Annotated in this window: 26 protein-coding genes; 18 read left to right on the top strand and 8 right to left on the bottom strand. The window is 67.6% G+C overall.

The features are described 5' to 3' along the window. Positions 1-19: 19 nt before the first annotated feature. The 18 genes from G8A07_RS07185 to G8A07_RS07100 are packed head-to-tail and all read left to right on the top strand — an operon-like array spanning position 20 to position 18367. Positions 20-1243, top strand: a complete 1224-nt coding sequence (locus G8A07_RS07185; protein WP_195796375.1) for an O-antigen ligase — start codon at positions 20-22, stop codon at positions 1241-1243. A 50-nt stretch (positions 1244-1293) separates the two neighbouring features. Beyond that, on the top strand, positions 1294-2280 hold the full coding sequence (locus G8A07_RS07180) for an NAD-dependent 4,6-dehydratase LegB (RefSeq protein WP_195796374.1): 987 nt from the start codon (positions 1294-1296) through the stop codon (positions 2278-2280). 9 nt (positions 2281-2289) lie between these two features. Beyond that, positions 2290-3438: a LegC family aminotransferase gene (locus G8A07_RS07175; RefSeq protein ID WP_195796373.1), complete on the top strand. Its 1149-nt coding sequence runs from the start codon at positions 2290-2292 to the stop codon at positions 3436-3438. A 2-nt stretch (positions 3439-3440) separates the two neighbouring features. Then, positions 3441-4607 (top strand): UDP-N-acetylglucosamine 2-epimerase, encoded by a 1167-nt coding sequence (gene neuC / locus G8A07_RS07170; protein ID WP_195796372.1) that lies wholly within the window; start codon positions 3441-3443, stop codon positions 4605-4607. 30 nt (positions 4608-4637) lie between these two features. Then, positions 4638-5711, top strand: a complete 1074-nt coding sequence (gene neuB, locus G8A07_RS07165) for an N-acetylneuraminate synthase (protein ID WP_195796371.1) — start codon at positions 4638-4640, stop codon at positions 5709-5711. Then, positions 5708-6352 (top strand): acetyltransferase, encoded by a 645-nt coding sequence (locus G8A07_RS07160; RefSeq protein WP_195796370.1) that lies wholly within the window; start codon positions 5708-5710, stop codon positions 6350-6352. Before neuB ends, G8A07_RS07160 begins: the two co-directional genes overlap by 4 nt. A 39-nt stretch (positions 6353-6391) precedes the next feature. Next, a complete protein-coding gene (locus G8A07_RS07155) occupies positions 6392-7438 on the top strand; it encodes a nucleotidyltransferase family protein (protein WP_195796369.1) in 1047 nt (348 codons plus the stop codon). After that, positions 7435-8475, top strand: coding sequence for a Gfo/Idh/MocA family protein (locus G8A07_RS07150; RefSeq protein WP_195796368.1), 1041 nt, complete (start codon positions 7435-7437; stop codon positions 8473-8475). Before G8A07_RS07155 ends, G8A07_RS07150 begins: the two co-directional genes overlap by 4 nt. After that, positions 8472-9155 carry a cytidylyltransferase domain-containing protein gene (locus tag G8A07_RS07145; RefSeq protein ID WP_195796367.1) on the top strand — a complete coding sequence of 228 codons (684 nt, stop codon included), beginning with the start codon at positions 8472-8474 and terminating at the stop codon, positions 9153-9155. Before G8A07_RS07150 ends, G8A07_RS07145 begins: the two co-directional genes overlap by 4 nt. After that, positions 9152-9934, top strand: coding sequence for an oxidoreductase (locus G8A07_RS07140; protein WP_195796366.1), 783 nt, complete (start codon positions 9152-9154; stop codon positions 9932-9934). The genes G8A07_RS07145 and G8A07_RS07140 overlap by 4 nt, the downstream gene beginning before the upstream one ends. 11 nt (positions 9935-9945) lie before the next feature. Beyond that, positions 9946-11271, top strand: coding sequence for a hypothetical protein (locus tag G8A07_RS07135; protein ID WP_195796365.1), 1326 nt, complete (start codon positions 9946-9948; stop codon positions 11269-11271). After that, positions 11268-12419 carry an N-acetyl sugar amidotransferase gene (locus G8A07_RS07130; protein ID WP_195796364.1) on the top strand — a complete coding sequence of 384 codons (1152 nt, stop codon included), beginning with the start codon at positions 11268-11270 and terminating at the stop codon, positions 12417-12419. Before G8A07_RS07135 ends, G8A07_RS07130 begins: the two co-directional genes overlap by 4 nt. Further along, complete coding sequence (hisH, locus tag G8A07_RS07125) at positions 12416-13030, top strand: imidazole glycerol phosphate synthase subunit HisH (RefSeq protein ID WP_195796363.1); 615 nt, start codon at positions 12416-12418, stop codon at positions 13028-13030. The genes G8A07_RS07130 and hisH overlap by 4 nt, the downstream gene beginning before the upstream one ends. A gap of 3 nt (positions 13031-13033) precedes the next feature. Next, the gene (locus G8A07_RS07120) at positions 13034-13831 is read left to right on the top strand and encodes an AglZ/HisF2 family acetamidino modification protein (RefSeq protein ID WP_195796362.1); all 798 of its coding nucleotides are present in this window, start codon (positions 13034-13036) and stop codon (positions 13829-13831) included. 8 nt (positions 13832-13839) lie between these two features. Then, positions 13840-14874: a polysaccharide biosynthesis protein gene (locus tag G8A07_RS07115; protein WP_195796361.1), complete on the top strand. Its 1035-nt coding sequence runs from the start codon at positions 13840-13842 to the stop codon at positions 14872-14874. A gap of 1 nt (position 14875) precedes the next feature. Next, entirely contained in the window at positions 14876-15991 is a 1116-nt protein-coding gene (locus G8A07_RS07110) for an NAD-dependent epimerase/dehydratase family protein (protein WP_195796360.1), read from the top strand. After that, positions 15988-17121: a non-hydrolyzing UDP-N-acetylglucosamine 2-epimerase gene (wecB, locus tag G8A07_RS07105; RefSeq protein ID WP_195796359.1), complete on the top strand. Its 1134-nt coding sequence runs from the start codon at positions 15988-15990 to the stop codon at positions 17119-17121. The genes G8A07_RS07110 and wecB overlap by 4 nt, the downstream gene beginning before the upstream one ends. Before the next feature lie 7 nt (positions 17122-17128). After that, the gene (locus G8A07_RS07100) at positions 17129-18367 is read left to right on the top strand and encodes a glycosyltransferase family 4 protein (RefSeq protein ID WP_195796358.1); all 1239 of its coding nucleotides are present in this window, start codon (positions 17129-17131) and stop codon (positions 18365-18367) included. Here the strand turns inward: G8A07_RS07100 and G8A07_RS07095 are convergent, their stop codons facing one another. Genes G8A07_RS07095 through G8A07_RS07060 form a run of 8 tightly spaced genes read right to left on the bottom strand, consistent with a single transcriptional unit; the run spans position 18368 to position 26850 of the window. Continuing rightward, entirely contained in the window at positions 18368-20251 is a 1884-nt protein-coding gene (locus G8A07_RS07095; RefSeq protein WP_195796357.1) for a nucleoside-diphosphate sugar epimerase/dehydratase, read from the bottom strand. Between the two features lie 13 nt (positions 20252-20264). After that, entirely contained in the window at positions 20265-20861 is a 597-nt protein-coding gene (locus tag G8A07_RS07090; RefSeq protein ID WP_195796356.1) for a sugar transferase, read from the bottom strand. Between the two features lie 10 nt (positions 20862-20871). Beyond that, positions 20872-22044, bottom strand: a complete 1173-nt coding sequence (locus G8A07_RS07085; protein ID WP_195796355.1) for a DegT/DnrJ/EryC1/StrS aminotransferase family protein — start codon at positions 22042-22044, stop codon at positions 20872-20874. Further along, positions 22041-22754, bottom strand: coding sequence for a class I SAM-dependent methyltransferase (locus tag G8A07_RS07080; RefSeq protein WP_195796354.1), 714 nt, complete (start codon positions 22752-22754; stop codon positions 22041-22043). Before G8A07_RS07080 ends, G8A07_RS07085 begins: the two co-directional genes overlap by 4 nt. After that, on the bottom strand, positions 22751-23968 hold the full coding sequence (locus G8A07_RS07075) for a glycosyltransferase family 4 protein (protein WP_195796353.1): 1218 nt from the start codon (positions 23966-23968) through the stop codon (positions 22751-22753). Before G8A07_RS07075 ends, G8A07_RS07080 begins: the two co-directional genes overlap by 4 nt. Further along, positions 23965-25044 (bottom strand): glycosyltransferase, encoded by a 1080-nt coding sequence (locus tag G8A07_RS07070; protein WP_195796352.1) that lies wholly within the window; start codon positions 25042-25044, stop codon positions 23965-23967. Before G8A07_RS07070 ends, G8A07_RS07075 begins: the two co-directional genes overlap by 4 nt. Next, positions 25041-25610 carry an acyltransferase gene (locus tag G8A07_RS07065; protein WP_195796351.1) on the bottom strand — a complete coding sequence of 190 codons (570 nt, stop codon included), beginning with the start codon at positions 25608-25610 and terminating at the stop codon, positions 25041-25043. Before G8A07_RS07065 ends, G8A07_RS07070 begins: the two co-directional genes overlap by 4 nt. Then, positions 25594-26850, bottom strand: coding sequence for a lipopolysaccharide biosynthesis protein (locus tag G8A07_RS07060; protein WP_195796350.1), 1257 nt, complete (start codon positions 26848-26850; stop codon positions 25594-25596). The genes G8A07_RS07065 and G8A07_RS07060 overlap by 17 nt, the downstream gene beginning before the upstream one ends. Positions 26851-26854: the final 4 nt, after the last annotated feature.

Below are 26854 nucleotides of genomic sequence, written 5' to 3'. Positions count from 1 at the left end.
TCTCACCGAATCGACGCCCATGAGCAGGTTTCTGACTTTCCGCCTTCGGAACGCCACACTAGCCCTCCTTGTACTGTGGCTGGTCGTGTCCGCCTTTTACTATGCCCAACAACTGTTCTCGCCCAACTTCTATCTGGGGTACGACGAAGGCACGTTGCACAAGGTCCTGAAGTACTTTGCCTGCCTGACGCTGAGCATCTATTTCTGCCTGGCCGCTCGCGCATACGGACTAATGATCTTCTGCGCACTGATGCTGCTGCTGGCAAGCTACTTCGCGATGGACAGAGGAGGGCTGGAGATCGCCACTCTGTCGATCATGGTCGCGGGCACCATGGCCCCCTTTATCCTGATTCCCTCGTTGTGGGAGGACCGGCTGCTACTGATCGGTCGCGTCATCGTCGTGTGCGGCGCGGGGGTTGGCATCTTCTCGGTCATCGAGATCACGGTGCTGTCGTCTCTATTCGAGTCCGCCTGGGCCGCGAACGGATCAATCCGTTCGATCTCTACGCTGTTCAATCCCAACAACCTCGGCCTGTATGTTGGCGTCGCGCTGCTACTGCTACCCTATATGCGACTTAAGCCGCTGTGGACAGCACTGTGCGGTGCGCTGTTGATGTTCTCTCTGGCGGCCAGTGGCTCGCGCACCGCTTGGGTCGCACTGCTGATTGTGCTCATCTATGCGCTCAGCGTGAGCGCAGACGCAAGAGCACGACTCTCCGGACTGCTGCATCGGCATCTACCTCAATTGCTACTTACTGGCATCCTACTGGCAGGCGTATATGCGGTCTATCTTGCCCTCAGTACGCCACCTGAGGTTGAGATCCAGGTTGCTCACCGCGGCACCGACCTCTACACAGCCAGCATCCGCTGGGACAACTTCGTCACCTTCCTCGGTTTGATCGATGGAAGTCTGCTGTTTCCCGACGTCCTCGGCGAACGCGCTGACTACATTCAGGACAATTTCTATCTGGTGACACTGAACTCCTTTGGTGTCATCGGGCTCCTTTCGTTCTTGGTTTTTTTTGCCACTCACTTCTCGCCGTGGCGAAACTCTAATCCCGATCTCTTCCCCTGGAAGCTGGTCTTCGTCTTCTACATGGTGTCCGGGTTGAGCGGATCGCAGCTCAACTCTTTCCCCAACAACCAGTTGTTCTTCATCTCCATGGGTGCGCTCTGGGTCTATCGACCCGTTTTCGGAGCAGTCAGCTGCGGGGCCAGCAGTGCCGCGGCTTCGTCCAGCTGACAAGCAATGCCACCCAACCCCCAACGCCCTCAAACTGCACAGAACTGAACATGACACAACAACGTGCGCTCATTACCGGTGCCGACGGTTTCATCGGCTCGCACCTCACCGAAATGCTGGTCGCCGAGGGCTACCATGTGAAGGCGCTGTCTCAGTACAACTCCTTCAACTACTGGGGCTGGCTGGAGGACGTGGGCTGCTTGAAGGAGATCGAGGTCCTGAACGGGGACATCCGTGATCCGCACTACTGCAAGCACATCACCAAGGACGTGGATGTCGTCTTCCACCTCGGCGCGCTGATCGCGATCCCTTACTCCTACGTCGCGCCCGACAGCTACGTCGACACCAATATCAAGGGCACGCTCAACATCTGCCAGGCGGCGATGGAGAACGGCGTCAAGCGCGTGATCCACACCTCCACCAGCGAGGTCTATGGCACCGCTCAGTACGTGCCCATCGACGAGAAGCACCCGCTGCAGCCGCAGTCGCCGTACAGCGCCTCCAAGATCGGTGCGGACGCAATGGCGATGAGCTTCTTCAACGCCTTCAACCTGCCGGTCACGATCGCGCGTCCGTTCAACACCTACGGCCCGCGCCAGTCGGCGCGCGCGGTGATCCCGACCATCATCACGCAGATCGCCAACGGCAAGAAGCAGATCAAGCTGGGCGACGTCTCGCCGACGCGCGACTTCAACTACGTGCTGGACACCTGCCGCGGCTTCCTCGAGCTGGCCCGCTGCGACGCGGCGATCGGGGAGACAGTCAACATCGGCTCCAACTACGAGATCTCCGTCGGCGACACGCTGGCGTTGATCCGCGAGCTGATGGGCAGCGACGTCGAGTTCCTCACCGACGAGCAGCGCATCCGTCCGGAGAAGTCCGAGGTCTTCCGCCTGTGGTGTGACAACACCAAGATCCACGGCATGACCGGCTTCAAGCCACGCTTCGACATCCGTGCCGGGCTGCAGGCGACAATCGACTGGTTTACCAATCCGGTCAACCTCCGGAAGTACAAGGCCGACATCTACAACGTCTGAGGCGCGGATATGCTCGACTCTCTCATCCGTTTCGTCCGCGACCAATACCACACCGACGAGTTCATCCCGCTGCATGCACCGGTGTTCCGGGGTCGGGAGCGCGAACTGGTGGTAGACACCATCGATTCGACCTTCGTCTCCAGCGTCGGCGCCTACGTCGACCGCTTCGAGAAGGACATGGCCGCGTTCACGGCCAGCCCGCGCGCCGTGGCGGTGATGAACGGCACGGCCGCGCTGCACATCGCGCTGAAGCTGGCCGACGTGGTGCCGGGTGACCTGGTGGTGACGCAGTCGCTCACCTTCGTGGCCACCTGCAACGCGATCGCCTACTGCAGCGCGGAGCCGCTCTTCGTGGACGTCGACCGCCACACGCTGGGCCTGTCGCCCACCGCGCTGGACGCCTGGCTGTCCGAGCACGCGCTGATTGACGACCGCGGCGACTGCCGCACCCGCGTCGGCCACCGCCGCATCCGGGCCTGCCTGCCGATGCACACCTTCGGCCACCCGGTCGAACTCGACGCGCTGATCGCCGTCTGCGAGCGCTGGCACCTGGTACTGGTCGAAGACGCGGCCGAGTCGCTGGGCAGCTATTACAAGGGCCGCCACACCGGCAACTTCGGCCGGATCGGCGTGCTGAGCTTCAACGGCAACAAGATCATGACTACCGGCGGCGGCGGCATGCTGCTGACCGACGAGGTCATCGGCAAGCGTGCCAAGCACCTAACGACCACCGCCAAGATCCCGCACCCCTACGAGTTTGTGCACGACGAGGTCGGCTACAACTACCGCATGCCCAACCTGAATGCGGCGCTGGGCTGCGCGCAGCTGGAGCAGCTACCGGCCTTTCTCGAATCCAAGCGCGTCCTGGCCGAGCGCTACATCGAGTTCTTCAAGGGCAGCGATCTCCAACCGATTGTGGAGCCCGAAGGCTGCCATTCGAACTACTGGCTGAACGGCGTGATCTGCCAGGACGGCGCGCAGCGCGACGCGCTGCTCAAGTCCACCAACGACGCCGGCGTCATGACGCGTCCCATCTGGGCATTGATGACGCGGCTGCCGCTCTACACGAACGCGCTGCGCGGTCCGCTGGATAACGCCGAATGGCTTGAGGCTCGCGTCGTCAACCTGCCCAGCAGCGTGCTGCCGGCCGGAGCCTGAGCTTGCGTCGCATCGCCTTCTTCACCAGCACCCGTGCCGAATACGGGCTGCTCCGGCCGCTGATGGCAGAGGTGGCGGCACGCCCGAACTTGGCCTTGCAGGTCATCGCGTCGGGCACGCACCTGTCGGAAGCGCACGGCGCCACCTGGCGGGAGATCGTCGCCGACGGGTTCCCGATAGCCGCGCGCGTCGAGATGGCGATCGCATCGGACGACTCGGAAGGCGTGGCGCTGTCCGCGGCCCAGGTGCTGTCGGGCGTCGCGAGCGCGCTGGCCCGGCTCAGGCCCGACGTGCTGGTCCTGCTCGGCGACCGCTACGAACTGCTCGCGGCGGCCCAGGCCGCGGTGCTCGCGCGCGTGCCGATCGCACACATCCACGGTGGCGAAGCCACCGAAGGCGCGATCGACGAGTCCATCCGCCACGCGGTCACGAAGCTATCCCACTGGCACTTCGCCGCGGCGGAGCCCTATGCCGAGCGCATCCGCCAGATGGGCGAAGCCCAGGACCGCGTCTGGAACGTCGGCGCCCCGGCGATGGACAACATCGCCGCGCTGGATCCCGTGCCCAAGGACGACCTGGAGCGCTTCCTGGGCCTGACGCTGCGCGCGCCCGCCTTCCTGGTCACCTATCACCCGGTCACGCTCGAGGAAGACGGCGGCCTGGCGGCGATGCAGGCGCTGCTGGCTGCGCTCGACACCGGCGCCGGTTCCGTCGTCATCACGGGCGCCAACGCCGACCCCGGCGCGAATGCGATCCGCGCGAGCCTGCAGGCCTTCGCGGACGAGCGCCCGGACCGGGTGGTGCTGGTCGAATCGCTGGGCGCGCGGCGCTACCTGAGCCTGATGCGTCACGTTGACGCCGTGGTCGGCAACTCGTCCAGCGGCCTGTTGGAGGCGCCGGCCGTCGGCGTCCCCACGGTGGATATCGGCCCCCGCCAGCAGGGCCGGCTGCGCGCGCCCTCGGTGCTGCATTGCGGCGAAAGCGCAGCGGAGATCCGGCAGGCGCTGGACACGGCGCTCAGCGCCGGCCATCGCGCGATCGCGGCGCGGCGCGAGTCGCCCTACGGCCGACCGGGCGCCGCACGGCGCATCGTCGACCAGTTGTCGACCGTCAACCTCGCCGCGCGCGCCAAACCCTTCGTCGACCGCCGCTGCGCGGCCGACGCCTGACCCTTGCCCGATCGAACGACAGGAAGCCCCATGCCAAACGTATACGTGATCGCCGAAGCAGGCGTGAATCACAACGGGGAACTTGAACTGGCCCGCCGTCTGGTCGACTGCGCGGCCGAAGCCGGTGCCGACGCCGTAAAGTTCCAGACCTTCGATGCCAAGAAGCTGGCCACGCGCGCCGCGCCCAAGGCGAGCTACCAGCAGCACACCACCGACGCCGCGGAGTCGCAGCTCGAGATGCTGCGCAAACTGGAGCTTCCGCGCGAGTGGCACTGGGAGTTGCGCGAGCGCGCCCGCTCGCGCGGCATCGAGTTCCTGTCGACCGCCTTCGACGCCGGCAGCCTGACCTTCCTGGAAGAGCTAGACATGCCCTTCTACAAGGTGCCGTCCGGCGAGCTGACCAATGGTCCGCTGCTGTGGCAGTTCGCCCGCCAGGGACGGCCGCTGGTCGTGTCTACCGGCATGGCGACGATGTCGGAAGTCGAGCAGGCCCTGGCGGTGATCGCCCATGCCTTCAACGCCGAGGCCGAACCCGCAGATGTCGCCGACGTCTGGCGCGGCTGGAGCGATCCGGCCTGGCGCGCCAGCTTGCAGGGCCGCGTCACGCTGCTGCACTGCACCTCGCAGTACCCGACGCCGATGCAGGAATGCAACCTGCTGGCGATGGACACGCTGCGCGCGTTCGGGCTGCCGGTCGGTTACTCCGATCACACCGAAGGGATCCTGATCCCCGTCGCCGCCGTGGCGCGCGGGGCGACCTTCATCGAAAAGCACTTCACGCTCGACCGCGCCATGCCCGGCCCCGACCACAAGGCCTCGCTCGAACCGGCGGAACTGACCCGGATGGTCAGCCAGATCCGCGACCTGCAGCTGGCGCTGGGCGACGGCGCCAAATGCCCGCAGCCGAGCGAATGGAACACCCGGCAAGCGGCACGCCAGCACGTCGTGGCCGCACGTGACATCGCCGCGGGCGCGGTGCTCTCGCGCGACGACCTCACGACCGCGCGCAGCGGCGGCGGCGGGCTGCCCGCCACCGCACTGTGGGGACTGATCGGCGTCGCCGCCGTCCAGGCCTACGCCGCCGGAGAACCGATCACACGATGAGCACTGCTACGCGTCCCCTCGTCCTGCTCGGCGCCGGCGGCCACGCCCGGGTGCTGGCTGCGCTCGCGCGCGCAGTCGGCCATCCGGTGCTGGGCGTCTGCGATCCGACGCTGGCCGCAGACGCCGTCTCCCGCTGGGAGGGCCTGGACGTGCTGGGCGACGACGGCGCGCTCGACCGGCTGCCGCCGAACCGCGCCGCGCTGATGCTGGGCATCGGCCAACTGGCAACGGGCACCTTGCGCGAACGGCTCTACGCCGCCTGGCGCGCCCGGGGGTATGACTTCCCGGCGCTCATCCACCCGACCGCCTGGGTCGCGCCCGGCGTCGTGCTGGGCGACGGCGTCCAGGTGATGGCCGGCGCCGTCATCCAGCCAGGCTGCGAGATCGGCGCGAACAGCATCGTCAACACGCGGGCCGGCGTCGACCACGACTGCCGCATCGGACGCGACGTGCACGTTGCGCCGGGCGCGACGCTGTGCGGCACGGTTACGGTTGAGGACGGCGCCTTCATCGGCGCGGGCGCGACGGTGATCCAGGGGCTGCGCATCGGCGCACGCGCCGTGGTCGGTGCCGGAGTGACGCTGGTGCGGGACCTGACCCCGGCGACGACCGTCCTCGGCGCCGCGAACCGCCTGCGCTGACGGATCGCCTGGACAAGAAGCAGAAAAGAGAAGCAAGTGATGAAAAACTGGAAGACTGTCGCCGTCCCGCCGGACACGCCGCTCGAGACGGCGATCGGCGCACTGGACAAGGGCGGACTGGGCATCGTGCTGGTGACCGACGCCGACGACGTGCTGCGCGGCACCGTGACCGACGGCGACGTGCGCCGCGCGCTGCTGCGCCACAAGAACATGGACACGCCCGTCAGCGAGATCATGTGCGCCACGCCGCAGGTCGCCGACCTGAACTGGTCGCGCGAGAAGCTGCTGGCGGCGATGGAGTCCACCCGGCTGCTGCAGTTGCCGGTCGTGGACGCCGGTCGTCGCGTCGTCGGCATCGAAACGCTGCACGACATGCTGGGCCGCCGGCGCCTGGACAACCCAGTGTTCCTGATGGCCGGCGGTTTCGGCAAGCGCCTGTATCCGCTGACGCAGGACTGCCCCAAGCCGATGCTCAAGGTCGGGGACAAGCCGATCCTGGAACTGATCCTGCAGGGCTTCGCCGATGCCGGCTTCCACCGCTTCTACATCTCGACGCACTACCTGCCAGAGGTGATCCGCGACCACTTCGGCGATGGCAGCCGCTGGAATGTCAGCATCCAGTATGTCCACGAGGAGGAGCCGCTGGGCACCGGCGGTGCGCTGGGCCTGCTGCCGCACGACGAGATCGATCTGCCGATCTTCCTGATGAACGGCGATCTGCTGACGCGCGTGGACTACCGCAGCCTGCTGGACTTCCACGAACGACATGAGGGCTCCGCCACGCTGTGCGTGCGCGAGTACGAGAACCAGATCCCCTATGGCGTCATACAAAGCGATGGCCATCGCATCACGCAGATCATCGAGAAGCCGGTCCAGCGCTGCTTCATCAGCGCTGGCATCTACATGCTGTCGCCCGAACTGGTCCGTCGCGTCGCCCCCGGCGAGCGGATCGACATGCCGACGCTGCTAGAACGCGAGATCGGCGCTGGCCGCGACGTCAACATGTTCCCGGTGCACGAGTACTGGCTGGACATCGGCCGCATGGACGATTTCCAGCGCGCCCAGCAAGAGGTGCTGAACCCGTGAGCACGCCGCGCAAGGCTCTGGTCGTCGGCAGCGGTAGCATCGCTCGACGCCATCTCGCCAACTTCCGTCGGCTGCTGCCCGATGCCGATGTAGGCTGCGTGTCTGCCTCCGGCCGTCCGCTGGCCGACGGCGAGACCGCCGCCACGACGCAGCTACCGTCGCTGGCGGCCGCTGTCGCGTGGGCACCGGACCTGGCCGTGGTCGCCTCGCCGGCGCCGCTGCACCTGGACCATGCCTGCGTGCTGCTCGACGCCAGCATCCCCGTGCTGATCGAGAAGCCGCTGAGCGACAGCCTGGACCGCGTCCGCGACGCCGCGCCCCTGCTGGCGCGCTACCGTGATCGCATCGAGGTCGCGTACAACCTGCGCTTCCTGTCGTCGGCGCGCTGGATGAAGGCCCTGATCGAGGAAGGCCGCGTCGGCCGGATCCTGGGCCTGCGGATCGAGGTCGGCCAGTATCTTCCCGACTGGCGGCCCCAGGCCGACTACCGCCGTCAGGTGTCGGCCAACCGTTCGTTGGGCGGCGGTGTGTTGCTGGAGCTCAGCCATGAGCTGGACTACCTGACCTGGCTGTTCGGTCGTTTTGACCACGTCTTCTGCATCGCCTCCAACAGCGGTCAGCTGGAGATCGACGTCGAAGATCACGCCGACATTCTTCTGTCGCGCGATGGCCTGACCGCGCAAGTGCATCTGGACTTCCTGCAGCGCCGCGCCAGCCGCGACTGCAAGGTGATCGGCGCGACCGGCACGCTGCACTGGGACCTGATCGCCAACCGCATCGTGCTGGACGGCCCAGCGGGCGAGGAAGTCCTGTTCTCGGAGCCCGCGGTCGACCGCAACGACATGTACGTCGAGCAGCTGCGCGGCTTCATCGAGGTCGCCGCCGGCCGCGCCGCGCCGCGCATCACGCTGGACGACGGCCTGGCCGTCCTCGACATGATAGAGGCCATGCGCCAGTCGGCCGCCGCCGGGCGTCAGGTCTCCCTGCCCTTCGGCGCCCTCGGCACTCCCATTCCCTCGATGAATCCGCCCCCATGACCTCACGCACCTTCGCCTTCATCTTCGCCCGTGGCGGCTCCAAGGGCCTGCCCGGCAAGAACATCAAGGAACTCGGCGGCCTCCCACTGCTGGCACACGGCATCCGGCTTGCGCAGGCCATGGACCGCGTGGAGCGGGTCTTCGTGTCCACCGACGACGCACAGATTGCGGCCGTTGCGACGCAGTTCGGTGCCGACGTCATCGAACGCCCCCCGGAGCTGGCAACGGACACCGCGTCGGAGTGGATGGCTTGGCAACATGCGATCAAGCATGTCCGCACACTCGGTCTCGACTTCGACGTCTTCCTGAGTCTGCCCGCCACGAGCCCGCTGCGTAATGCACAGGACGTGGGCAACTGCCTGGACGCGCTGCAGGCCGATGTCGACGTCGTCATCACCGTCACGCCATCGGCGCGCAGCCCCTACTTCAACATGGTCAGCACCGACGCGGCGGGCCTGGCCCACGTTGTGCTGGGAACCGCGGAGTTCAAGCGTCGCCAGGACGTGCCGCCGGTCTACGACATTACGACGGTGGCCTACGTGGCGCGCCCCGGCTTCATCCTGACGCATGAGCGCCTCTTCGAGGGGCGCGTCCGTCCGGTTATCGTGCCCAAGGAACGCGCCGTGGACATCGACGACGCCTACGACTTCAAGCTGGCACAGGCCCTTCTCGACGCATGACCTCCTCTCTTCTCCTACAAGGCAAGACCATTCTCGTCGTCGGCGCGGCCGGCCGCATCGGCCGGATCATCGTGGACGCAGTACTGTCGGCCGGCGGCCGCGCGGTCGCCCTCGACACTGATGCCGCCGGTCTGCAGGCGCTGACGGACGCTCACGGCAAGGACGCTCTCGACTGCGCAACGGTTGACATGGCCGACCGCGTCTCGATCGACCGTTCGCTGGCCGACGCCCACGACCGCTTCGGCGCGGTCGACGGAGCCGTTAATACCGCCTATCCGCGCAACGCGCGCTACGGCCGTCACTTCTTCGACGTCGAGTACGCCGACTTCTGCGAAAACACCGGCCTGCACATGGGTGGGTACTTCCTGTTCATGCAGGCCTGCGCCCGCTACGCACTGGAGCGCCAGCAGCCGTTTTCGCTGGTCAACCTGTCCTCGATCTACGGCTCGATGGCACCGCGCTTCGACGTCTATGCCGGCACGGCGATGACGATGCCAGTCGAGTACGCCGCAATCAAGGCCGGCCTCGAGCACATGACGCGCTACGCCAACGCCTACATGAAGGGTCGCGGCGCAGCATTCCGCGCAAACTGCGTCAGCCCAGGCGGTATCCTGGCCGGTCAGGATGAGCAGTTCCTCGCCCGCTACGGCGAGCACTGCCTGTCCAAAGGCATGCTGGACGCGCAGGACGTGACCGGCGCCATCGTGTTTTTACTCTCTGACGCCGCGCGCCACATCGTCGGGCAGAACCTCATCGTGGATGACGGGTTCTCGACTTGAACTGACCCGACATGACCTCGTACTCCTTCAAGGCCTCCGTGCGCGACCTTCGTCTCGTCGTCGACTACCTGCGCGCGTTGCGCAACGAGATCGCCGTCGACGAACACATTGTGTCGATGGCCGGCCTGGACCCCGCCGTCTTCGGCAAGATCCCCCGACCGGCCCGATGGATCAGCCATGCGCGGCGCCTGCCGGTGCTCTCCCGCTTGGTCCAGTACCTGAGCCTGCCGCTCTGGTACCTCCTCGGACCGATGCTGTTCCAACGCCAGCGCCGCCAGGTCGGAGCCGGCCTGGCGACATCCGTACCGCGCTGCTTCGACGCCGCAGGGCAGATCCTAGGGCTGTCGCCCCGGACAACCGATATTGTCCACGACCGGCACCTGCCACAAATGCCCCACCAATGGCTGGAACTGCCGTGGGCGCCGCTGAGCGGGCTCCCCGCCGACGCGGAAGTGATCCCGGCGATGACGCTGCTGAACGAGGCTGATATCGCCCGCTCGCTCGCGCTGGCCACGCTGGCACATCACGCATTGCAAGGTCGACGCGGGTTGCGCGGCTGGGGGCTGCAGACCTACACGGCGTGGCGCTGGTTCCTCGCCCGGCTGGCCGTCGACAAGCTGCCAGGACCACTGCTGACCGCGGAGCACTTCGACCGTTGGGCCGTGCTCGTGGACGGCTCGGTCTGGCGCACCCGATATCAGCAGCCACTCCGTCGGCTAACCGTCATGCAGCACGGCTCGGTCAACGCGGACGGCCCGCAGCCCGGACTCGGCCTGCGTCTGCCGACACGGTTGCGCGCAGTCGGCCGGCTGCACGTTTATTCCGCCGCCGACGCCGAGGTGTTCAAGCATGAAATCCTCTCGCCGCGCTGCGCCGCACGAGAACCCGACCAAACCTTCTACCGACCGATGGTGCCGCTGGTCGACCTGACCCGAGCCGGCCGGCCAACCATCCTCTTCGTCGGCCATCCGCTGTGCGAAGCCGCCCACTGCGCGTTGATGACCGCGCTGCAACGGTCGGTCGACGTGCAAGCCTTTTACAAGCCGCACCCGACCACTGGCGCAGGCAAACAGGTCGCGGCCTTGCCCTGGACGGTGATCCAGGGCCGTACAGTCTTCCCCCGCGTCGACGTCATCGTCTCCTACCCGTCCACCATGGTGGCCGAGTACGCCGCTCATGACATCCCAGCTGTCGTGCACAGCATGGACATCTCGATCCCCCAGATCCTCGATCGAATCCCGGAGATCATCCAGATAATTCAGAGCCCGCATCCCACTGCGGTGACACAGAATCTCCGTGAGCCGGCGGCTACCCTTTCCAGCATTCAGCAGCAATGAGCACCGATACCTACAAGCCTTACCGCATCTGCACCCGCTGCATCATGGACACGTCCGATCCGAACATCCGGTTCGACGAGCACGGCCACTGCGACTACTGCAACAACTTCGACGCCACCATTAAGCCCAACTGGCACACCGGGACTGAAGGCGAGCGCCAGCTCGCGCAGATGGCCGACGCCATCCGCGAGGCAGGCAAGGGCAAAGACTTCGACTGCATCATCGGCCTGAGCGGCGGCCTGGACAGCTCCTACGCGGCCTACATCGCCAAGGAAAAGATGGGCTTGCGCCCACTGCTCTTCCACGTCGACGCCGGCTGGAACACCGACCAGGCCGTGGGCAATATCGAGAAGCTGGTGGACGGTCTCGGCCTCGACCTCTACACCGAGGTCATCAACTGGGAAGAGATGAAGGACCTGCAGGCCGCCTTCCTGAAGTCGGGCATCCCCGACCAGGACTTGCCGCAGGACGCCTCCTTCTTCTCGTCGCTGTACAAGTTCGCGCGCCAGCACAAGATCAAGCACGTCATCACCGGCTCGAACTTCTCGACCGAGTGCTGCCGCGAGCCCGAGGAATGGGGTGGCTACCTCGGCATCGACACGCTGCTCTTCAACGACATCCACCGCCAGTTCGGTAAGCGTCGCCTGGACACCTTCCCGCTCAAGGACATCCTGGTCTACAAGCTGTACTACCAGAAGATCCTCGGCATGAAGGTGCATCACCCGCTGAACCTCGTGCCCTTCGGAAAGAAGCAGGCCGAGGACGAGCTGGAGCGCCGCTTCGGCTGGCAGCGCTTCCAGCACAAGCACCACGAGTCGCGCTTCACGCGATTCTACGAGGACTACTGGCTGCCGCGCCGCTTCGGCTTCCACAAGCGCCGCGCGCACTTCTCCAGCCTGATCATGACGGGCCAGATGACGCGCGAGGCCGCGCTGGACCGCATTTCGCGGCCGGAGATGGACGAGCACTTCCTGAAGCAGGAGTTCGAGTACGTCGCCCACAAGCTCGACCTCACCGTCGAGGAACTGCAGCAGATCTTCGAGCTGCCCAAGAAGACCTACCGCGACTACCGCAACAAGCGCTGGATGATCGGCTTCGGCGCCAATGCGATGCGCTGGCTGGGACTGGAAAAGAGGTACTTCCGATGATCCGCATCGTCGACTACGGCGTCGGCAACATCCAGGCCTTCCTGACGATGTTCAAGCGCCTGGGCCTGGAGGCCACCCGCGCGCGCAGCGCCGCAGAACTCGAAGGAGCCACGCGCCTGATCCTCCCCGGCGTCGGCGCCTTCGACACCGCCATGGCCCTGCTCAATCAGTCGGGCATGCGTCCGCGGCTCGAGGAAATGGTGCTGGGACAGCAGGTGCCCGTCATCGGCATCTGCGTCGGCATGCAGATGCTCGCCGGCGGCAGCGACGAGGGCGAGCTGCCTGGCCTCAACTGGGTACCCGGCCGCGTTAAGGCCTTCGCCAACACACCCGCTTCCAAGAACCTGCCCATGCCCCACATGGGCTGGAACGACCTGAAGGTGCGCCCGGGCAACAAGCTCTTCACCGACTTCGAGCCCGAGCCCCGCTTCTACTTCCTGCACTCGTACTACTTCGAGGCCGAGGACAAGGCGGACGTCGCTGCCACCGCCGAGTACGGCCTGGACTTCGACTGCATCGTGTCCCGGGGCCATATCCACGGCGTGCAGTGCCACCCCGAGAAGAGCCACCACTTCGGTGCGCAGCTCTTGAAGAACTTCGCGGAGCTCTGAGCCATGCTGCGTCCCCGCATCATTCCCTGCCTACTCGTCCACAAGGGCGGGCTGGTCAAGACCCAGCAGTTCAAGGCGCCGAAGTACGTCGGCGACCCCATCAATGCCGTCAAGATCTTCAACGAGAAGGAATCCGACGAGCTGATGGTGGTCGACATCGACGCCGCCGTGAACAAGGTAGAGCCCAACTACGCGCTCATCGCCAAGCTGGCCGCCGAGTGCCGAATGCCCCTGTGCTACGGCGGCGGCGTCACCACCGCCGAGCAGGCCGCGCGCATCATCGACCTGGGCGTAGAGAAGGTCTCGGTGAGCTCCGCCGCCGTGGCCGCCCCCTCGCTGCTCACGCGCATGGCCGAGGCCATCGGCCGCCAGAGCGTCGTGGCCGTGCTGGACGTGCGCAAGAAGACCGGCCTGTTCAGCAAGGGCTACGAGCTCACCACCCATAACGCCAAGACCGCGCACAAGCTCGACCCAGTCGCCTTCGCGCGTCAGCTCCAGGACGCGGGCGCTGGTGAGATCGTCATCAACTCCGTCGACCGCGACGGAGAGATGAAGGGCTACGACATCGAGCTCGCAAAGCAGATGCGGGGCGCGCTCAAGGTGCCGCTGACCATCCTCGGCGGCGCCGGTTCGCACGAGCACGTCGGCGAGCTGCTCGCCGCCTGCGGCGTCATCGGCGCGGCCGCCGGCAGTCTCTTCGTCTTCAAGGGCCAGTATCGCGCGGTCCTGATCAACTACCCGACGCCGCAGCAGAAGGACGACCTCTGCCGCGCCGCGTTGCGCTCGCACTCCAAGCTCTGACACCAGCCATGTTCACCGACAAGACCCTGCTCATCACCGGCGGCACCGGCAGCTTCGGCAATGCCGTCCTGCGCCGCTTCCTGGACTCCGACCTGCGCGAGATCCGCATCTTCTCCCGCGACGAGAAGAAGCAGGACGACATGCGCAAGCGCTACAACAGTCCGAAACTGAAGTTCTACATCGGCGACGTGCGCGACGCGCGCGCCGTCGAGACCGCCATGCGCGGCGTGGACTTCTGCTATCACGCCGCCGCGCTCAAGCAGGTACCGTCCTGCGAGTTCCACCCGATGGAGGCGGTCCGTACCAACGTGCTCGGCACCGAGAACGTGCTGGAGGCCGCCATCCGCGCCGGCGTCAAGCGCGTGGTCTGCCTGAGCACCGACAAGGCCGTCTACCCGATCAATGCCATGGGCATCTCCAAGGCGATGATGGAGAAGGTCATGGTTGCCGCCTCGCGCAACCTCGAGGGCACCGGCACCGTCATCTGCGGCACCCGCTACGGCAACGTGATGGCCTCGCGCGGCTCGGTGATCCCGCTGTTCGTCGAGCAGGTCCGGGCCGGCAAGCCGATCACCATCACCGACCCGAACATGACGCGCTTCATGATGACGCTCGACGATGCCGTCGAACTCGTCCTGTACGCGTTCCAGCACGGTAACAACGGCGACATCTTCGTGCAGAAGGCCCCGGCCGCAACCGTCGCCGTGTTGACCGAGGCGATCCTGTCGCTGATGGGCAAGCCCCAGCACGAGGTGCGCGTCATCGGCACGCGCCACGGCGAGAAGCTGTACGAGGCGCTGCTAAGCCGTGAGGAACGCGCCGCGGCCGAGGATCTCGAGGGCTATTTCCGGGTGCCGCCGGATGGCCGTGACCTCAACTACGGCAAGTTTGTCGAGCAGGGCGAGGTGAGCATCTCCGAGAGCGAGGACTACAACTCACACAACACCGACCGCCTGGACGTCGAGGGCATGAAGCGCCTGCTGCTGAAGCTGGACTTCATGCGCCGCATCGCCGCCGGCGAGATCGCCCATGCGGAGGACTGACATGCGCATCGCCCTGACCGGCGGCCGGGGATTCATCGGCCGCAACCTGCAGGTCCGGCTCCAGGAGCTGGGCCACCAGGACCTGGTGCTGATCCCCCACGATGTGCCGCCGGCGGACCTGCCCGACCTGCTTGCCGGTGTGGACCGCGTCTTCCACCTGGCCGGTGTCAACCGCCCGCAGGACCCGGCCGAATTCGGTACCGGCAACCACGACTTCACGCAGCGCCTGTGCGACGCGATGGCTGCACAGGCCACGCCGCCCGCCGTGGTCTACGCGTCCTCCACGCAGGCCGCGCTCGACAACGCCTACGGCCTGAGCAAGCGAGCCGCCGAGGACGCGCTCTTCGCCTATGGCCAGCGTACCAGCGCCGCCGTGCATGTGTTCCGGCTGACCAATGTCTTCGGCAAGTGGTCGCGCCCGAACTACAACTCGGCGGTAGCGACCTTCTGCCACAACATCGCCCGCGGCGAGCCCATCGTGGTCAATGCGCCAGAGGCGCCACTCAAGCTGATCTACATCGACGACGTGGTGCGCCACCTCGTCGCGCTGCTCGAGGACAATGCGCCCGCGTCCGGCCTGCTGCCGGCCGGCCCCGAGTACGAAACCACCGTGGGCGCGTTGGCCGACCAGATCCGCGCCTTCCACGCGAGCCGCGAGAACATGGTTACCGAGCGTGTCGGCACCGGGCTGACCCGTGCGCTGTACGCGACCTACGTGAGCTTCCTGCCCCTACCCGCCTTCGAGTACCAGGTGGCCCGCCACGCCGATCCGCGCGGCGTGTTCGTCGAAATGCTCAAGACCACCGACAGCGGCCAGTTCGGCTACTTCACGGCCTTCCCCGGCATCACCCGCGGCGAGCATTACCACCACACCAAGACCGAAAAATTCCTGGTGATCAAGGGCACGGCCAGCTTCGGCTATCGCCACATCATCACCGACGAGACCCACGAGATCATCACGAAGGGCGGTGAGGGCCGCATCGTCGAGACCATCCCCGGCTGGACCCACAACGTGAGCAACGTCGGCGACGACGAACTGGTCGTGCTGGTCTGGGCCAACGAGATTTTCGACCGTCAGAAGCCCGACACGGTCGCCCAGAAGGTGCAGCAAGCATGAAGAAACTGAAAATCGTCTCGGTCGTCGGCACCCGACCCGAGATCATCCGCCTGTCGCGCGTGCTGGCGCGCCTGGACGAGCACTGCGATCACGTGCTCGTGCACACCGGCCAGAACTACGACTACGAGCTCAACCAGGTCTTCTTCGACGACCTGGGCGTGCGCAAACCCGACCACTTCCTCAACAGCGCCGGCGCCAACGCAGCGCAGACCATCGGCAACCTGATCATCGCCGTCGACAAGGTGCTGGAGCAGGAGCAGCCCGAGGCGCTTCTGGTGCTGGGCGACACCAACAGCTGCCTGGCCGTGATCCCGGCCAAGCGCCGCAAGATCACGATCTTCCACATGGAAGCCGGCAACCGCTGCTTCGACCTGCGCGTGCCGGAAGAGACCAACCGCCGCATCGTCGACCACACCGCCGACATCAACCTCACCTACAGCGACATCGCCCGCGAGTACCTGCTGCGCGAGGGCCTGCCGCCCGATCAGGTGATCAAGACCGGCAGCCCGATGTTCGAGGTGCTCACGCACTACCGCAATCGCATCGACGCCTCCGACGCGCTGACCCGTCTGGGCCTGGAACCCGGCCGCTATTTCGTGATCAGCGCCCATCGCGAGGAGAACATCGAGTCCGACCGCAGCTTCACCAAGCTGTGCGCGGTGCTCAACGGCCTGGCCGAGGACCATGACCTGCCCGTCATCGTATCCACGCATCCGCGCACACAGAAGCGCATCACCGCGATGGGCGTCAACTTCCATCCGCAGGTCCGCCTGCTCAAGCCGCTGGGCTTCCACGACTACGTGAAGCTGCAAATGCACGCCAAGGCGGTGCTGTCGGACAGCGGCACCATCACCGAGGAATCGTCGATCCTCAACTTCCCCGCGCTCAACCTGCGCGAGGCGCATGAGCGGCCGGAAGGCATGGAAGAGGCATCGGTGATGATGGTGGGCCTGGAGCTCGACCGCGTGCGCCAGGCCATGGGCATCCTCGAGACCCAGCCGCGCGGCGCCGAGCGCTCGCTGCGCCAGGTCGCCGACTACAGCATGCCCAACGTCTCGGACAAGATCGTGCGCATCGTCCACAGCTACACGGACTACATCCAGCGCGTCGTATGGCGCCGCTACGAGTAAGCCGGCGGTGAGGATCCTTGTCGTCAGCCAGTACTTCTGGCCGGAGACCTTTCGCGTCAACGAGATCGTCTCGGAGCTGACCGCCCGAGGGCACGAGGTGACCGTGCTCACCGGCCGGCCCAACTACCCCGAGGGCGTGCTGCATCCCGACTTCGCCGCCGACCCATCGCGCTTCTCGCGCTACGCCGGCGCCGACGTGCTGCGCGTGCCGCTGCGCCCGCGCGGCCAGGGCAGCCTGAAGCTGGTGCTGAACTACTGGAGCTTCGTGTTCTGGGGCTGCCTGAAGGGCCCGTGGCTGCTGCGCGGCCGCGGCTTCGACGCGATCTTCGTCTTCGAGACCTCGCCCATCACCTCGGCGCTGCCGGCGATCCTCCTGAAGTGGATCAAGCGCGCGCCATTGTCGATGTGGGTGCTGGACCTGTGGCCGGACACGCTCCAGGCGGTGGGCATGGTCAAGACCGAGCGCCAGCTCAAGGCGGTCGGCCTGCTATGCCGCTTCATCTATCGCCGCTGCGACCTGATCCTCGGACAGTCGCGCGCGTTCATCGAACCGATCCGGCGCTGGGCGGGCTCGTCCGAGCGCTTCCGCTACTTCCCGCAGTGGTCGGAGGAAGTCTTCGACGCGAACGCCGCGCCCGCCGCACCCGCGCCCGCGCCCGCGCCTGAGGTCACCGCCCTGGGCCCGGGCTTCAACATCATCTTTGCCGGCAACATCGGCGACGCGCAGGACTTCCCGTCACTGCTGCGAGCGGCCGAGCTGACACGCGACCGCGAGGACATTCGCTGGGTGATCGTCGGTGACGGGCGCGCCGCACCCCAGGTGCGCGCCGACATCGAGCGCCTGGGCTTGTCGCGCAACATCGTCATGCTGGGCCGCCATCCGGTCGAGCGTATGCCGGCGTTCTTCGCGGCGGCAGACGCGCTGCTGGTGTCGCTCAAGGCTGAACCCATCTTCGCGATGACGATTCCCGGCAAGGTGCAGAGCTATCTGGCTGCCGGCAAGCCGCTGCTGGGCATGCTGGACGGAGAAGGCGCCCGCGTGATCGAGGAATCCGGCGCTGGCCTGGTGGCCCCCTCCGGCGACGCACAAGCCCTGGCGCGGCAGGCACGGGCTCTGGCGGATCTGTCCGCCGAGACGCGTGCACGCATGGGCGACAGCGGTCGCCGATACGGCGCCACGCACTTCAAGCGTGCCGCACTGATGACGCAGCTTGAGGGCTGGCTGGCAAACCCCTTGGCGACCTGATCAGGCCCGGCCGCCGTAGCTCAGCGGCAGCTGGGTCAGCAGCTCACGGGTGGGAGCCCCGTCCCCGGTACGTCCGCCCGCCTCCAAGGCCGCAAGCAAGGTCCTGACCGCCTCGTCGTCCGCGATCCGGTCACCCAGGCGGGCGATGCGCAGGGCCGGAATGCGCGTGGGCAGCGTGGTGTCCTCGCTGCCCAACAGCTCTTCGTAGAGCTTCTCGCCCGGCCGCAGTCCGGAGAACTCGATCCGGACCTCCTTGAGGTCCTTGCCGCTCATGCGGATCATGGTCCGCGCGAGCTCGACGATCTTCACTGGCTCGCCCATGTCGAGCACGAAGACCTGCCCCGTCTCCCCGATCGCCCCGGCCTGCACCACCAACCTCGCCGCCTCCGGAATCGTCATGAAGTACCGCGTGATGTCCGGATGCGTCACCGTCACCGGCCCGCCCTTGGCGATCTGTTCCTTGAACTTCGGGATCACGCTGCCGCTGGATCCCAGCACATTGCCAAAGCGCACTGCCATGAACTTGGTCGCATAGCCGTTCTGCTCTGAATCACCGGCCATGTGGCTGATCACCAGCTCCGCCGCGCGCTTGGTGGCGCCCATCACATTGGTCGGGTTCACAGCCTTGTCGGTGCTGATCAGCACGAAGCGCTCGGCGCCATGTTCGCCGGCAGCCAGGCAGGCGTGGTAGGTGCCTAGCGTGTTGTTCCTCAGCGCCGCCCAGGCATTCTCCTCCTCCATCAGCGGCACATGCTTGTACGCCGCCGCGTGGAACACGATCTGCGGCTTGTACTTGCCGAAGACGAAGCGCAGGTGCTCCAGGTCCTTGACGTCGCCGATCAGGCGTACCAGGGGGATGTGGGGGAACTTCTCGCTGAGCTCCTGCTCGATGGTGTAGAGCGCGAACTCGCTCAGCTCGTAGAGCACGATCTTCGCCGGGCCGTAGCGCGCCACCTGGCGGCACAGCTCGGAGCCGATCGAGCCGCCGGCGCCGGTGATCAGCACCACCTTGGCGTTGAGGCATTCGCTGATGCCGCCCTCGTCCAGCTCCACCGGCTCGCGGCCCAACAGGTCTTCGGGCTCGATGTCGCGCACCTGCTCCACATGGCGGCCGGCCAGCAGCTCCTGGCTGCTGGGCACGGTCAGCACCGGCAGGCCGGTCTGGCCGGCCAGGTCCAGCGCGCGGCGGCGCTGGGCCGTCGTGGCCGCGGGCATCGCGACGATCAGATGGGTGATGCCATGCAGCTCCGCATAGCGCGGCGCCTCCTCCAGGCTGCCCAGCACCGGCACGCCGCCGACCCGGGCGCCGCGCTTGGCCGGCGCATCGTCCAGATAGCCCACCACCACCCAGCCCTGGCTGTGCTGGATGCCGGCCACCAGCAGCCGGCCCGCGTCGCCCGCGCCCATCACCAGCGCGCGGCGCTGCTCCTGGGCGCTGCCGCTGATGCGGCTGCGCATATGCTCGTAGAGCATGCGGTAGCCCATGCGCAGCATCGCCAGGCCCATCAGGGTGAACAGCGGGTGCAGGGCCAGCACGGCGCGCGGCACCTTGCTCAGCTGGGCCATCAGCACCAGGGTCGCGCCCACCAGGCCGGCGATCGCGCAGGCGGCGGCCAGGCGCTTGATCTCGCCGAAGCCGGAAAAGCGCCACATGCCCTTGGGCACATGCAGCCCGCGCAGCACCAGCGCGTACAGCAGCACGAAGCCCAGCAACACCCAATGGTCGTAGGCCGGCCGGGCCGAGAACCAGCGCTCGAAACCAAGGCGGAACAGATAGGTGGCCTGCCAGGCCAGCGCCACCATCAGCGCGTCCAGCAGCAGGGCCAGGCCCTCGCGGTGCGGGCGAATGCGGGTCAGCAGGGCATCCAGGGACAACCAGTTCATAGCTTCAACATCGTCAATGACGGCGCAGCGCGCCCAGGGTGGCCAGGATCACACGCAGATCGGTGCGCAGACTGGCGCGCCGCACATAGGCGGCCGCCAGGCGCAGCTTGGTCGGCATCACCACCTCCACATACTCGCGCTCCGGATCGGCCGCCGCGGCCAGCAGCTCGCTCTCGTTGCGAAAGCTCAGCGAGGCCGGGTCGGTGATGCCAGGCCGCACCGACAGCACGATCTCGCGCAGCTTGGGCGGGTACAGCGCCACATAGCGCGGCACCTCGGGCCGCGGCCCGACCAGGCTCATCGCGCCACGCAGCACATCCCACAGCTGCGGCAGCTCGTCCAGCTTGCTGGCGCGCAGCAAGCGCCCCGCGCGCGTGATGCGGGCATCGGCGCCGATCGTGATCTGCGGCCCCAGCGCGGGGGCATCGACCCGCATCGTGCGGAACTTGTGGATGAAGAAGGGCCGGCCGAAGCGCCCCACCCGCTCCTGCAGGAACAGCACCGGCCCGCGCGAGTCGAGCCGGATCCACAGCGCGATCAGCAGCAGCAGCGGCGCCAGCAGCAGCAAGCCCAGCGCCGCCAGCAGCAGGTCGAACAGGCGCTTGGCCATGGCCCGGTCCTCAGTCCTCGCCCAACGCGATGCCGCGCACCGCGTCGATCACGCGCTGCACGTCGGCGTCCGTCATCGCGGTGTAGAGCGGGATGCTGAGCATGCGCTCGAAGGCTTTCTGCGAATGCGGGAACTGCTCCGGCGTCAGGCCGTAGCGCTCGCGCCAGTAGGGATGCAGGTGCAGCGGGATGTAGTGCACGCTGCAGCCGATGCCCTTCGCATACATGCGCTCGATGAAGGCATCGCGCTCGATTGCCAGATCGTCGGCCAGGCGCAGCACATACAGATGCCAGCTGTGCACATCGCCCTCCGGCGCCTGCGGCGGCAGCAGCAGCGGCAGGTCGACAAAGGCCCGGTTGTAGGCCTCGGCGATCTGCTCGCGCCGCTGCTGGAAGGCCGGCAGGCGCTTGAGCTGATGCAGGCCCAGCGCGGCGGCGATATCGGTCAGGTTGTACTTGAAGCCCGGCGCGACGATCTCGTAGTACCAGCTCGGCGTCTTCGCGGTGAAGCGGTCGAAGGCGTCACGGTTCATGCCATGCAGGCGCATCACCCGGGCGCGCTGGGCCAGCTCCGCGTTGCGCGTCACCAGCATGCCGCCCTCGCCGGTGGTCATGGTCTTGTTGGCATAGAAGCTGAACACCGTGGCGTCGCTGCCCATGGTGCCGATCAGCTCCTTCTCCAGGGTGGTCGGCAGCGCATGGGCCGCGTCCTCGACCACGCGCAGGCCATGCTTGCGCGCGATGTCCAGCACCGCGATCATGTCCACCGCCAGGCCGGCGTAATGCACCGGCACGATGGCCCGGGTGCGCGGCGTGATCGCGGCCTCGATCTGCGCCACGTCGATGTTCAGCGTGCGCGGATCGATGTCCACCAGCTTCACATCGGCGCCGAGATAGCGCACCACCTCGGCGGTCGCGGTGAAGGTATGCGTGGTCGTGATCACCTCGTCGCCGGGGCCGATGCCCAACGCCTCCAGCGCCAGGTGCAGGCCGGCGGTGGCCGAGTTGACCGCGATGCACTCGATCTGCGGCTCGTCCAGGAACTCGGCGAAGGCCGCCTCGAAGCGCTTGGCCTTGGGCCCGGTCGTGACCCAGCCGCTGCGCAGCGTGTCCACCACCTCGGCGATCTCCTCCTCGCCGATCTCGGGCAGCGCGAAGGGCAGGAAAGGCAATTCGGAACTCATGTTTCTTGCTTCTGGATCACGGCCAGCACATGGGTGCGCAGCCAGGGAATGCTGTTGAAGACGCCGTAGGCGCCGGGGGGCAGATAACGGCAGACCCGGCGCGCCAGCGGCGGCGCCAGGGTCAGGCGTTGCCAGCTCAACTGCCCCTCGGGGAACAGCGCCCGCACGCGGGAGACTGGCACGCCGCGCACATCGCGGTTGCGTGGATTGTCGACGATGAAGTCGTACCAGAGCACCGCCCCGCCCGGCTTCAGCCAGGTCCACATCGCCTCGGCAAGGCCCTGCTGCACCCGGTCGCTCAGGATGGACGAGAACACGGTGGACTGCAGCACCAGGTCCTGGCTGCCGGCCTCCAGCCCCGCCTGCGCGGCATCACCCAGGCTCAGACGCACGGCCGGCGGCAGCACCGCGCGGGCAGCCTCATAGCGCTCGGGCAGCAGCTCGATGCCGCTCAGATGCTCGGGCGCCAGCCCCAGGCGCAGCATCTCCAGCAGATTGCCGCCGGCCCCGCAGCCCACCTCGGCCAGCCGCCAGTCCGCCGGCCGCCCGGGCCGCCGCGCCAGCACCCGCAGCAGCGCGCGCTGGCGCTCCTGCAGCATCTGCCAGACCTCGGGCCGCAGCAGGCTGTAGCGGTCGGGCTCGACCGTGGCCGCGCGCCGCGCATAGCGCTCGGCGATGGCTTGCAACTCCTGCTGCTTGTGCTGGGTCATGAGAGTGCGTCGATGAAACGTCGGGCCAGTACGGGATAGGTATGGTGCGCCAGCACGAAGCGGCGGCCGCGCTCGCCCATCGCGGCGCGCTCCGCCGTCGGCAGCGCGGCCAGGCGCTGCAGGCCCTCGGCCACCGCGCGCGGGTCTTCCGGCGCCACAGTCAGGCCGGCACCGGCCTCGGCCACCGGATCATTGCCGGCCTCGACCGAATGCAGCACGGGCCGGCGCGCCATCATGTAGTCCATCAGCTTGTTCGGCGCGATGCCGAAGCGGTAGATCGGGGTGCGCTGCCAGCCGATGTAGGCGATGTCGAAGGCCGCCAGCAGCGCCGGGATCTGCGCCTTCGGGATCGCGTCGAACAGCGCCACATTGCCCAGGCCCTCGTCGCGTACCCGCGCCGCCAGCCGCGCCTTCTCATGGCCGCCGCCCACCATCACGATCTGCAAGGGCTGGCCCTTCAGCAGCTTGGCCGCGTCCAGCAGCGTGTCCAGCGCATTCGGCAGGCCATGCGAGCCGGCATAGCCGACGATCAGCTTGCCGGCCGCGCGCTGGGTGGCGATATGGGCCGCGATCTCGGACTGCAGGCCCGGCGCCCGCTCCTCGTCCCATTCGTCCAGGGTGATGCCGTTGGGCACGATGTGCAGCTTGGCCAGATCCAGGCCATGGGCGGCCATGTGCTCCTGCACCTTGGGCAGCATCGAGACCACCCGGTCCGCGTCGCGGTAGGCATCGTTCTCGGCCTTCTGGCACAAGAGCGCGAAGGGATGCTTCGGCGACATGCCCGACAGCTCGATCGGCGACAGCGGCCACAGGTCATGCACCTCGTAGACCAGCTTGGCCTCGGCCTGGCGCGCGATCTTGCGCGCCACCCAGATGTCCATCGGGTAGGTGCTGGAGGCGATCACCGCGTCGGGCGCGAATTCGCGCACCAGGATGTCGGCGTCCTTGGCGACCTGGCGGCAGAAGGACCAGATATTGCGCACCCGGCCCAGGCCGTTGCCCTGGTAGGCCGGCGTCGGATACCAGCAGTAGGAGATGCCGTCGATGGTCTCGCCCAGGCGCTCCGGCTGCTGGGTGCGCACATGCGAGTAGGACGCGGCCAGGATCAGCACCTGATGCCCGGCGCGCACCCATTCGCGCGCCAGGTAGTAGGGGCGGTATTCCATGCCGTACTGTGGCGAGCCGGCGTAGTGGTTGATCAGCAGGATCTTCATTTAATCTGTGATGACAATTCTTGCAGCCGCGCGACAAAGCGCGCCACCGCCGGTGCAAACAGGCCATGCTCGGCCACCCAGGCGCGGTTGGCGCGCCCGGCGGCCGCCGCGTCCAGGCCCGCCAGCGTCGAAACATCCGGCAGCGCGCCATCGGCCAGGATCAGGCCCTGCCCCGCGTCCGGCGCGATCAGCTCGCGATTGGCCGGCAGCTCGGCCAGGATCGGCACGCATTGATGCGCCATCGCCTCCAGCACCGAGACCGCGACCGAATCGCTGGCCGGCAGGCTCAGGTACCAGCGCGCCTTGGCATACCAGCCGGCCTGGGTCCGGGCATCCAGCCGGCCGACGAACTCGACACGGCCCTGCAGGCCCAGCACCTGCACCTGCCGCTCCAGCGCGGCGCGCAGCGAGCCGTCGTTGGCCACCACCAGCCGCGCCTCCGGCTGCTGCCGCGCCAGCGCGGCGAAGACCTCGATCACCCGCTGCGGCCGGTAGATCGGCTCCAGGCCGCGGTTGGCGAAGAACAGCCAGGGCTGTTTCGGCCCCAGGTCCTGCGCGGGCAACTCCTCCAGGCCGAAGGGAAAGGTCATCACCTCGCCGGCACCGAGATCTTCTTGCTGCATGCGCTCGGTCATGTGGCGCGAGTCGGAGGTGCAAAGCGCGCAGGCGCGCAGCACGCGCCGCGTCAGCCAGCGGTAGGCCGCGCCCTGCCGGGGCGTGACCAGGATGTCGCTGCCCCAGGCCGAGCCGGCGATGCGCGCGCGCAGGCGCCAGCCGGCCTTGGCGGCCCAGGCCAGCGTGCCATGCGAGGTCAGGTAATGCGCGTTGATCCAGTCGGCGTCGACCCGGGACAGCCAGGCGCCCAGCGCCGGTAGTTTCCTCAGCACCGCCACATTGCCGCCGGCATGGGCGGCCGCGCTGCCCAGCGCCAGGCGCCGCTCGGCCGGCAGCAGGGCCTCGAACTCCGGTAGGAAGCCGCGGCTCGAAGCCGCCCACAGCTCGACCCGCGGCCGCAGCGCGCGCGCCCATTTCAGCAGATGCGGGCTTTCGCCGTCGCCGAGGAGAACCAGCCTCATCGCGGCAGTTCTCCTGCCCAGGCTTCGTAATGAGCAGCCAGCTCGGGATGCTGCGCCAGCAGCACCGCGTCGCGCTCGCGCACATCGCCCACCTGGCGCGCCGGCTGGCCGGCCATGATCGCGAAGGCCGGCACCTCGCCGCGCACCTGCGCATAGGCGCAGATCAGGGCGCCGCGGCCGATGCGGGTGTTGGCCTCGATCAGGCTGTGCGGACCGACGAAGACGTAAGGCCCGATCTCGATCGGCCCCTTGATATAGCCCGGCACCGGGGCCTGCTGGCTGGTGTAGGCGCGTCCCAGCAGCCGGATCGAGCGATGCGAGCTGTGCGTGACGATGCTGCAGAAGTTGGTGATCTGCACGCCCTCGCCGATCGAGAGTCCGGCGCTCGCGTCGATGAAGTTGAACTGGCCGATGAAGACATGGTCGGCCAGCCTGAGGCCGGCCTCGCCCTCGATACAGGTGCTGGGCGCGATGCGCGTATGCGGCGCGCCGGCCTCGCCGAACACCATGCGAAAGAAGAGCTGCCGCCACAGGGCGCGGCGCATGCGGTTAAGCCAGGCTCTCATGCGGGGGCGCTGCGGTGAAGGGAGGAAAACGCTTCCAGGTCGCGAGCGCCCAGAAGAAGAAGCCGAAGTACAGCGCCATCGCGGCCGAGACCCCCCAGGCCGCGCCGATCAGGCCGCCCAGGTGCAGACCCAGCGCCAGGCCGGCGACGAACATCAGCTGGCCCACCAGCGCCAGGCGCAAGGCCCAGCCCTGGGCCTGCCAGGCCATCGTCGCCACCGACAGCGGCGAGGCGATGAAATGCAGCGCGATATAGGGCGCCAGCGCCTGGGCCAGATGGCCAGCGTCCATCCAGCGCTCGCCGAACACCCAGGCGAACAGCTGCGGCCCCCACAGCAGCAGCGCAACCAGCAGCGGCAGCGCCAGCGCGGCCAGCGCCGCCATCACCTGGCGCACGACGGCCAGCGCCTCGGCCGCATCCGCGGCCCGCACCAGGCGCGGATACAGGGTCTGCGACAGCGCCCCGCCCACCAGGCCGGCCGGCGCCTTCAGGTAGCGCAGCGCCAGCGCCCAGTAGCCGGCCGCCGCATCGCCGGACAGGCCGGTGATGATCAGCAGGGCCAGGCTGTCCTGCAGCGCGCCGGCGAAGGCATGCGGCGTGTTCAGCAACGGGAAGTCGCGATGCCGGCGCGCGATCGCCTTCAGTTCGGCGCCGCGCTGCGCCACCAGCACCCGCCAGCCGCCCACCGGCGCGGGCCGCGCCAGCAGCAGCGCGGCCGCCAGGCCCGCCAGCACCGGCCCCAGCATCAGGCCCCAGGCGCCGATGCCGGCCAGCCCCAGCGCCAGCTGCAGCACCGCCGCGCCGCCGTACTGCAGCACCCGCGCCGCGGCCAGCTGAGCGAAGCGCTGCTGGCGCGTCGCCCACAGGGTCATGCCCTGCGCCGCCGCGCCGGCCAGCACGGCCAGCGGCAGGGCCAGCGCCAGCTCGCCCCCGCGCCAGACCCACAGCAGCAGTCCGGCCGCGATGCAGGCCGCCGTGACGCCCAGCAGCACGCGCAGGCACAGGCCCATCAGCAGCGCCGCGGCGCCGTCGTCGCGCTCCAGCGGCAGCGCGAACTCGTAGCGCGCGCAGCCCACCACCGCCACATTGGTGGCCAGGGTCCACATCAGCGCGAACTGGCCGAACTCGGTCGGCGAATAGAGGCGCGTCAGCCAGGGACCCAGCAGCAGCGGCAGGGCCTGGGCCAGCGCGCCGCCGGCCAGCAGGGTCAGCGTGGAGCGCCACAGCCCCCCGGCTTGCATCGCC

Source organism: Roseateles sp. DAIF2 (assembly GCF_015624425.1).
GTDB lineage: Bacteria > Pseudomonadota > Gammaproteobacteria > Burkholderiales > Burkholderiaceae_C > Kinneretia.
The sequence above is the reverse complement of the archived record's forward strand: the minus strand, read 5'-3'. Positions and strand labels throughout refer to the sequence as shown.

What these genes read in the sequence shown, in the direction of transcription:
- G8A07_RS07185 (WP_195796375.1), top strand. Translation starts at nt 20, where the DNA reads ATGAGCAGGTTTCTGACTTTCCGCCTTCGGAACGCCACACTAGCCCTC.
- G8A07_RS07180 (WP_195796374.1), top strand. Translation starts at nt 1,294, where the DNA reads ATGACACAACAACGTGCGCTCATTACCGGTGCCGACGGTTTCATCGGC.
- G8A07_RS07175 (WP_195796373.1), top strand. Translation starts at nt 2,290, where the DNA reads ATGCTCGACTCTCTCATCCGTTTCGTCCGCGACCAATACCACACCGAC.
- neuB (WP_195796371.1), top strand. Translation starts at nt 4,638, where the DNA reads ATGCCAAACGTATACGTGATCGCCGAAGCAGGCGTGAATCACAACGGG.
- G8A07_RS07160 (WP_195796370.1), top strand. Translation starts at nt 5,708, where the DNA reads ATGAGCACTGCTACGCGTCCCCTCGTCCTGCTCGGCGCCGGCGGCCAC.
- G8A07_RS07155 (WP_195796369.1), top strand. Translation starts at nt 6,392, where the DNA reads ATGAAAAACTGGAAGACTGTCGCCGTCCCGCCGGACACGCCGCTCGAG.
- G8A07_RS07145 (WP_195796367.1), top strand. Translation starts at nt 8,472, where the DNA reads ATGACCTCACGCACCTTCGCCTTCATCTTCGCCCGTGGCGGCTCCAAG.
- G8A07_RS07140 (WP_195796366.1), top strand. Translation starts at nt 9,152, where the DNA reads ATGACCTCCTCTCTTCTCCTACAAGGCAAGACCATTCTCGTCGTCGGC.
- G8A07_RS07135 (WP_195796365.1), top strand. Translation starts at nt 9,946, where the DNA reads ATGACCTCGTACTCCTTCAAGGCCTCCGTGCGCGACCTTCGTCTCGTC.
- G8A07_RS07130 (WP_195796364.1), top strand. Translation starts at nt 11,268, where the DNA reads ATGAGCACCGATACCTACAAGCCTTACCGCATCTGCACCCGCTGCATC.
- hisH (WP_195796363.1), top strand. Translation starts at nt 12,416, where the DNA reads ATGATCCGCATCGTCGACTACGGCGTCGGCAACATCCAGGCCTTCCTG.
- G8A07_RS07120 (WP_195796362.1), top strand. Translation starts at nt 13,034, where the DNA reads ATGCTGCGTCCCCGCATCATTCCCTGCCTACTCGTCCACAAGGGCGGG.
- G8A07_RS07115 (WP_195796361.1), top strand. Translation starts at nt 13,840, where the DNA reads ATGTTCACCGACAAGACCCTGCTCATCACCGGCGGCACCGGCAGCTTC.
- G8A07_RS07110 (WP_195796360.1), top strand. Translation starts at nt 14,876, where the DNA reads ATGCGCATCGCCCTGACCGGCGGCCGGGGATTCATCGGCCGCAACCTG.
- wecB (WP_195796359.1), top strand. Translation starts at nt 15,988, where the DNA reads ATGAAGAAACTGAAAATCGTCTCGGTCGTCGGCACCCGACCCGAGATC.
- G8A07_RS07095 (WP_195796357.1), bottom strand. Translation starts at nt 20,251, where the DNA reads ATGAACTGGTTGTCCCTGGATGCCCTGCTGACCCGCATTCGCCCGCAC.
- G8A07_RS07090 (WP_195796356.1), bottom strand. Translation starts at nt 20,861, where the DNA reads ATGGCCAAGCGCCTGTTCGACCTGCTGCTGGCGGCGCTGGGCTTGCTG.
- G8A07_RS07085 (WP_195796355.1), bottom strand. Translation starts at nt 22,044, where the DNA reads ATGAGTTCCGAATTGCCTTTCCTGCCCTTCGCGCTGCCCGAGATCGGC.
- G8A07_RS07080 (WP_195796354.1), bottom strand. Translation starts at nt 22,754, where the DNA reads ATGACCCAGCACAAGCAGCAGGAGTTGCAAGCCATCGCCGAGCGCTAT.
- G8A07_RS07075 (WP_195796353.1), bottom strand. Translation starts at nt 23,968, where the DNA reads ATGAAGATCCTGCTGATCAACCACTACGCCGGCTCGCCACAGTACGGC.
- G8A07_RS07070 (WP_195796352.1), bottom strand. Translation starts at nt 25,044, where the DNA reads ATGAGGCTGGTTCTCCTCGGCGACGGCGAAAGCCCGCATCTGCTGAAA.
- G8A07_RS07065 (WP_195796351.1), bottom strand. Translation starts at nt 25,610, where the DNA reads ATGAGAGCCTGGCTTAACCGCATGCGCCGCGCCCTGTGGCGGCAGCTC.
- G8A07_RS07060 (WP_195796350.1), bottom strand. Translation starts at nt 26,850, where the DNA reads ATGCAAGCCGGGGGGCTGTGGCGCTCCACGCTGACCCTGCTGGCCGGC.